5 protein-coding genes are annotated in these 6,767 nt (G+C 70.6%); all 5 read left to right on the top strand.

Annotated elements, in window-relative coordinates:
• Window positions 1-231: 231 nt before the first annotated feature.
• The 5 genes from JAO81_RS13615 (at window position 232) to JAO81_RS13595 (ending at window position 6,635) form a co-directional block, all read left to right on the top strand.
• Window positions 232-1,215 carry a DMT family transporter gene (locus JAO81_RS13615; protein WP_199548094.1) on the top strand — a complete coding sequence of 328 codons (984 nt, stop codon included), beginning with the start codon at window positions 232-234 and terminating at the stop codon, window positions 1,213-1,215.
• 10 nt (window positions 1,216-1,225) lie between these two features.
• Entirely contained in the window at window positions 1,226-1,585 is a 360-nt protein-coding gene (locus JAO81_RS13610; RefSeq protein WP_199548093.1) for a VOC family protein, read from the top strand.
• Window positions 1,586-1,615: 30 nt separating this feature from the next.
• The gene (locus JAO81_RS13605; RefSeq protein ID WP_199548092.1) at window positions 1,616-2,515 is read left to right on the top strand and encodes a LysR family transcriptional regulator; all 900 of its coding nucleotides are present in this window, start codon (window positions 1,616-1,618) and stop codon (window positions 2,513-2,515) included.
• Between the two features lie 184 nt (window positions 2,516-2,699).
• Window positions 2,700-3,257, top strand: coding sequence for a hypothetical protein (locus JAO81_RS13600; RefSeq protein ID WP_199548091.1), 558 nt, complete (start codon window positions 2,700-2,702; stop codon window positions 3,255-3,257).
• Window positions 3,258-3,563: 306 nt separating this feature from the next.
• On the top strand, window positions 3,564-6,635 hold the full coding sequence (locus tag JAO81_RS13595; RefSeq protein ID WP_199548090.1) for a hypothetical protein: 3,072 nt from the start codon (window positions 3,564-3,566) through the stop codon (window positions 6,633-6,635).
• Window positions 6,636-6,767: the final 132 nt, after the last annotated feature.

Here is a 6,767-nt window from a genome sequence, read left to right as displayed (position 1 = left end):
CCGCAGGGGGCGGGCCCCCCCCGACCCCGGGGGGCGCCCCCCCGGTCCCCCCCCCCGCGCGGACCGGGGAGGCGCTTTTGCGTGCCCGCGCACCGGCTCCCCAAACGTTCAGTTCTGCTTCATAGAACCATCGATTCTTTTCGATGGACCTACGTATCGCCCCCCTGTCACTGTAGATCCCGAACGCACACGACAAGCGCCCCCACCAGGGCAGTTGGGCAAGGGATACCGATGGCAGTCCTCGACCGAGTACGCACCCCCGAGGCGACCGCGACGCCGACGAAGCCGAAGGGACGCGCGGCCGGTACCGCGACGCTCGGGCTGCTGCTCGCGCTCGTCGCGACGGTCGTCTGGTCGGGAAGCTTCATCGGCGCCCGGGCCCTCGCCGACACGGTGCCTCCGATCCAGCACGCCTACTGGCGCTGGACCCTCGCCCTGACCGCCGCCGCGCCCTTCGCGGCCCGGCACGCCTGGCGCGAGCGGCACATCATCGTCAAGCACTGGCGCTTCGTCGGCCTCGCCTCGCTGCTCGGCATCACCGTCTACAACACCCTCGTCTACCAGGCCGGCATCTCCACCTCGGCCGGCAACATGGGCATGATCATGGCCGCGTCGCCGGTCGTGATGACGGTCTACGAGAAGCTCGGCGGCGCACGGCTCGGCGCCCGGCGGGTCGCCGGCATGCTGATCGCCTGCGTCGGTGTCCTGCTCCTGGTCAGCAAGGGCAAGCTCTCCCCGGACTTCGCCCCCGGCGACCTGTGGATGCTGGCGGCGGCCCTCAGCTTCGCCTCGTACAGCGCACTGCTTCGCCGCCGTCCGGCCGAACTGGGCGGTCTGGCCTTCCTGTTCACGAGCTTCGCGCTCGGCGCCGTGATCCTGTCGCCCGCCTTCGTCGCGAGCCTGGTCCTGCAGGGCGGCTTCACCCCGACCGTCGGCTCCGTCTCGCCGCTCCTGTACGCCGGAGTCTTCTCCTCCGCGATCGCCTTCTTCACCTGGAACAAGGCGATCTCGCTGATCGGCGCCGGCCGCGCGGGCCTGGTCTACTACCTCCAGCCCGTCTTCGTCGCGATCCTCTCGTACGTGATCCTGGGCGAGCCGACCGGCCCGATGCAGATCCTGTGCATGGTCCTGATCCTGGGCGGCGTGGTCCTCGGCTCGGTCGGCCGGAGTGTCACAGGCGCCAAGGACGGCCGGACTGTCACAGCCCGCAAGTAACGTGCCGGGTATGACGATTCGCCGGATCACTCCCGATGTCCGCACCCAGGACCCCGACAAGAGCCGAGCGTTCTATGCGACGCTCGGCCTTGCCGAGGTCATGGACCTGGGCTGGGCCGTCATCATGGCCTCGCCGTCCAACCCCACCGCCCAGGTCGTCCTGATCACCGAGGACGCCTCCGCCCCGGTGGTCCCCGACATGAGCATCGAGCTGCCGGACGGCGCGGCCGTCGACGCCGCGTACGAGGCGATGCGCGCGGCCGGCGCGGAGATCGTCCATCCGCTGCGGGACGAAGCGTGGGGCGTACGGCGCTTCTTCGTCCGCGATCCGGACGGCAAGGTCGTGAATGTGGTGACCCACCACAAGTGAGTCATGGGGTGCGGGGATAAGTTGCGGGACATGACCGAGTGGGACATCAAGAAACTGCAGATCCTGCGCACCCTCAGCGAGCGCGGCACCGTCACCGCGACCGCGCAGGCGCTCCTGATGACCCCCTCGGCCGTGTCGCAGCAGCTGGCCAATCTGTCCAAGCAGGTCGGCGTACCGCTGCTCGAGGCGCAGGGCCGGCGGGTGCGGCTGACCGACGCGGCGCATCTGGTGCTGCGGCACGCGGACGCCGTCTTCGCCCAACTGGAGCGCGCCGACGCCGAGTTGGCCGGCTATGTGCGCGGCGAGGCCGGCGAGGTGCGGATCGGCGCGTTCTCGACCGCGGTGCCCGCTCTGGTCGTACCGGCGGTGCGGCAGCTGCGCGAGGACGCGCCCGCTCTGGACGTACGGGTGCGGGAGGCGGAGGCCGCCGAGGCGTACGAGCTGCTCTCCGCCGGCGAGGTCGATCTCGCCCTGTCCCTGGCCGCGCATGCGCCGACCGCCCGTGACCCGAAGTTCACCCGGGTCCCGCTGCTCGCCGATCCGCTCGACGTGGCGCTGCCCGAGGGCCACCGGCTCGCGGGGCGCAAGAGCGTGCGTCTCGCCGACCTCTCCGGTGAGGCCTGGATCTTCGGCGGCAGCGGGCCCTGGTCGCAAATCACCACGGCGGCCTGCGAGGCGGCCGGTTTCGTCCCCGAACAGGCGCACAGCGCGGCGGGCTGGACCGCGATCCTCGCCATGGTCTCGGCCGGGATGGGGGTCGCCCTGGTGCCGCGGATGGCCGCGTCCACGGCGGACGGTGTGGTCCGCGTGAGCATCGGCGGGGACCAGCCGAGGCGCCATGTCGTGGCCGCCGTACGCAGGGGCGCGGAGTCCGGACCCGCGCTGGCTCGGGTGCTCGGGGCGCTCAAGGAGGCGGCGCACAGGGAGTGACGCACGGAGAGTGACCCGGTGGTGTCACTCTCTGTCACTGGGGAGTCGTGTGCACCGGGCCCCCGGGGGGCCTATCACCCGCTCAGATCACACACCGCGAACCTTAGGTCACTATGTGCAAACACTGATGCGTGGTCGCCATGGCCACCCCGCCACGCTTCACAGCACACACCAAGGAAACCTGATGCACGCACTTCTCAAGAAGGCCGCCGTAGCCCTCCCCGCCGCCGCCCTGATGGTGGCCCTCGCTCCGACGGCGGCCTCCGCCGACGAGCCGCTCGGCGTCCGGTGCGCCGGCGGAAACGCCCAGCTCAGCGCCAAGCCGGGTCTGACGATCGTCGGCTCCAAGCAGCAGACGTGGACCGGTGAGGGCGTCACGACCGGCTGCAAGAACGTCGGTTCCGGCAAGGCGGTCACCTCCGCCATCGTCTTCTTCGAGGGCAACGGCAAGGGTGCGTGTGTGCCCGAGTTCGGCATCCCCAACGCCGACCTGAACGGCCGTATCACGTGGAACGGCGGCGGCCCCGACGTCGAGAACAAGGTCAGCAACGTCTCCGGCACCTCCAAGCTCACCTGGACCGGCGCCAACTTCACCGGTGTCGTGACCGACGGCCCGTTCAAGGGCAAGAAGGTCAACGCCACCGCCAGCTGGGACTTCGACCTCATCGCCGCCGCCGGCGGCTGCTTCCTCGGCGGCTACACGAACGCCATCGGCACCTGGGACTCCCTGAACATCGGCTGATCTCCGAGCCGAGACGCATAGGCCTGGCGCCGGTCGTCCGACCGCCCCGACCCACCCGCGATGGGCCGGGCGGCGCCCGCCCGCCGGGTGCCACGCCTCTGCGCGTTCCCAACTCCCGCGAAGGTGAGGGTCGTTGGTGCGTCCAGGCGTCAACGGCTTAATTCTGTTGGCCCTTTGGGCGCGCGGAAACCGGCGGCCGGTGGTGCGATGATCGCAAGCATGACTACGTTGCGAAGTCATGAAACTACACACAGTGATAGTCCGGGCGCGGGTGACTGATCTGCCGCGCTCCGGGAGGAGAGCACCATGGCAGATAACGCAGTCCGCCCCGGACGGCGGACAGGAAGGCTGCGACCCCCTTGGCGCGCCACCGCGCTCGGAGTCGCCGCCGTACTGGCCGCAGGAGGGCTGTCCCTGACGACCGCCGCCCCCGCCGCGGCGGCCGAGATCGGCAATGAGCCCTTCACGGGCGAGCGGGTCACGGACGAGTCGCTCTGGTACGCGGGCCCGTACCTCAAGGGCGACCCGACCGGCTGGGCCTGTCTCACCGCCGCGCCCATGACCCCCGTGGACAAGGGCGACGGCAAGGCAGGGCCCGCAGGACCCGTCGGAGATGCGACGGTCGCTCCGCTGCGCGGCTGCCAGACCCACCCGGGCATGCCCGCCACGCCGGACAAGCCCGGCGAGGGCGCACTGCGGCTGACGTCCCACAAGAAGATGCAGAACGGGTACGTGATGACCACGCGTACCTTCGACGCGCGCGCCGGTCTGCGCTGGACCGTCGACTTCGCGATGTACAACCCGGCGACCGCCCAGCCCGCCGACGGCCTCGCCCTGATGCTCATGGACGGCAGCAAGCCGCTGCCCGAGCACGCGGGCAAGAACGGTGCCGGTCTCGGCTACTCCAAGCTGCCGGGCGGCTACCTCGGCATCGGCTTCGACGTCTACGGCAACTTCACCCGCGACTGGATGCCGGACTACCACAAGGGCGGCCCCGCCGCGGCCAAGCCCAACTCCGTCACCATCCGCGGCGCCGAGAAGGACGCCGCGGGCACGGCCCTCAACAACCCCTTCGTCGCCTCGTACCAGTCGGGCCGGCGCTTCGCGCTCTCGGAGGCGAAGACCCGCGAGGAGGCCAAGCGCACCGCCATCGTCGAGCTGTCGCACGAGGGCGTCATGCGCGTCCAGGTCGACTTCCACGACGGTACGCCGCTGCGTGAGGTCATCCCGCCGGTCGACCTCGACACCATCGAGGGCCAGCCGCCCGTCCCGGACAAGCTGCGCATCGGCTTCTCCGCGTCCACCGGTGCCTCGACCCAGATCCACGAGATCTGGAACGGCAAGATCGAGACCCTGGACCCGAACCTGTTCACGAAGGTCGTGCCGGACGGCACCGTGAAGGCCGGCGAGCCGGCCAAGTTCACGATGACGACCACCAACGACAAGCTGGGCGGTCCGACCACGGGCCCGATCACGACCACGCAGACCTTCCCCGCCGGCATCGTGCCCAAGGCCGCGTCGGGCGACGGCTGGGACTGCAAGGTCGAGGGCCAGAAGGTCACCTGCACACGTCCGGGCCCGGTGCTCAAGCCCGGTGAGTCGGCGCCGCCGGTCACCGTGACCACCGATGTCGCACCCACGGTCAAGGGCGAGCAGCCGATCATCTCGGACGCCACGACGCCGAACGACATGAACCCCAAGCCGGACACCAACAAGGTCGACGTCATCCCAGCCAAGGGTCCGGACCTGACGGTCGTCACCAAGCCCCGCGGCGAGGTGCAGGCCGGTGAGCCGGCCGAGTACCAGATCGACGTCACCAACAAGCCCGAGGCCGGGCCGACCCGTACCGGCGACACCATCGCCGTGGTCCGCAGCTTCCCCGAGGGGATCAAGCCCGTGTCCGCCGCGGGTGACGGCTGGGACTGCAAGGTCGAGGGCCAGGAGGTCAAGTGCACCAGGCCCGGTGACAAGCCGGTGCTCAAGCCCGGTGAGTCGGCCCCGTCGATCATCGTGAAGACCGAGGTCGCCGACGACGCCGCCGGCGACCTGACCGGCGCCACCATCGTCGCGACGCCGGACATGCCGAACCCGGCTCCGGTCAAGGACACCACCACGGTCAAGCCGGCCGTCAAGGACCCGAACCTGACGGTGGTCACCAAGCCCGACGGCGATGTCGTCGCCGGCAAGCCCGCGAACTTCGTGATCGCCGTGGGCAACGCACCCGACGCCGGACCCACGACGGGCCCGACGACGGTCGAGCGCACCTTCCCCGACGGCATCAAGCCGGTCACGGCGACGGGCGACGGCTGGACCTGCAAGATCGAGGGCCAGAAGGTCACCTGCACCCGGCCCGACAGCCTCAAGCCGGGCGAGCAGTTCCCGCCGATCCACGTGGCCACCGAGGTCGACAAGGGCGCCAAGGGCGACCTGACCGGCACCACCGGTGCGAGCACCCCGGGCGCCGAGCCCAAGGCGCCGGTCAAGGACACCGTCACGGTCACGCCGGTCTCCACGAAGGAGCCCGACCTGTCCGTGGCCACCAAGCCCGAGGGCGAGGTGGTGGCCGGCAAGCCGGCCACGTTCCTGGTCGACGTCAGCAACGCCGCCGACGCCGGTCCGACGCATGACACGGTCACCGTCACGGAGACGTTCCCCGAGGGCGTCACCCCGAGGACCGCGGTCGGCCCCGGCTGGGAGTGCAGGATCGCCGGCCAGACCGTCACCTGCACCCGTCCCGGTACGGGCGCCGACGCCCTGCAGCCCGGCAGCCAGTACCCGTCGATCAAGGTCACGACCGAGGTCGCGGAAGGCGCCGAGGGCACCCTTGAGGGACAGACCGGAGTCGTCACCGACGGTGACAAGACCACCGACCCGGTGCAGCACACCTTCGAGATCACCGCGAACGACGGTGCGGGCGGCCCCGGCGTCCACTGCTACGGCGGCCTCGCGTCGCTCAGCATCAAGCCGGGTCTGACCATGGGTGACAAGCTGCAGAGCTTCACCGGCTCCGGCACCAGCGCGGGCTGCAAGTCCGTCGACTCGAAGCGGACCCCCTCCTACGTGGAGGTCAACTTCGAGGGCTCCGGCAAGGGTTCGTGTCTGCCCTCGCTCGGCCTCCCGAACGCGGAGATGACCGGCACCATGACCTGGCAGATCAACGGCCGTACGGTCCAAAGCACGGTCATGGGCACCTCGAAGCTGACGCTCACGGGCGCCAACTTCGACGGCATCGTCACCGCGGGCCAGTACAAGGGCATGAAGGTGCACGCCACCGCGGACTGGGACATCGCCTCCAACCTGGTGACGGCCGTCCCCGCCTGCTTCCTCGGCGGGTACACGGACGCCACGGGCACCTGGAACAGCGTGAGCGTCGGCTGATCCACCGCCCCTGACCGGCCTCCGGTCTCCCGTACGCGGGAGGCCGGAGCCGGCCGAACGGCACAACCCCCCGGCCCCCTTGGGGGGGCCGGGGGGCGGGGCGGGGGGTAGTCGGGCAGGGCGGCGGCCCGC

This window comes from Streptomyces sp. N35, assembly GCF_016464295.1.
GTDB lineage: Bacteria > Actinomycetota > Actinomycetes > Streptomycetales > Streptomycetaceae > Streptomyces.
The sequence above is the reverse complement of the archived record's forward strand: the minus strand, read 5'-3'. Positions and strand labels throughout refer to the sequence as shown.

Coding starts and splice junctions, on each gene's coding strand:
- JAO81_RS13595 (WP_199548090.1), top strand. CDS start 3,564: ATGGCAGATAACGCAGTCCGCCCCGGACGGCGGACAGGAAGGCTGCGA.
- JAO81_RS13610 (WP_199548093.1), top strand. CDS start 1,226: ATGACGATTCGCCGGATCACTCCCGATGTCCGCACCCAGGACCCCGAC.
- JAO81_RS13600 (WP_199548091.1), top strand. CDS start 2,700: ATGCACGCACTTCTCAAGAAGGCCGCCGTAGCCCTCCCCGCCGCCGCC.
- JAO81_RS13605 (WP_199548092.1), top strand. CDS start 1,616: ATGACCGAGTGGGACATCAAGAAACTGCAGATCCTGCGCACCCTCAGC.
- JAO81_RS13615 (WP_199548094.1), top strand. CDS start 232: ATGGCAGTCCTCGACCGAGTACGCACCCCCGAGGCGACCGCGACGCCG.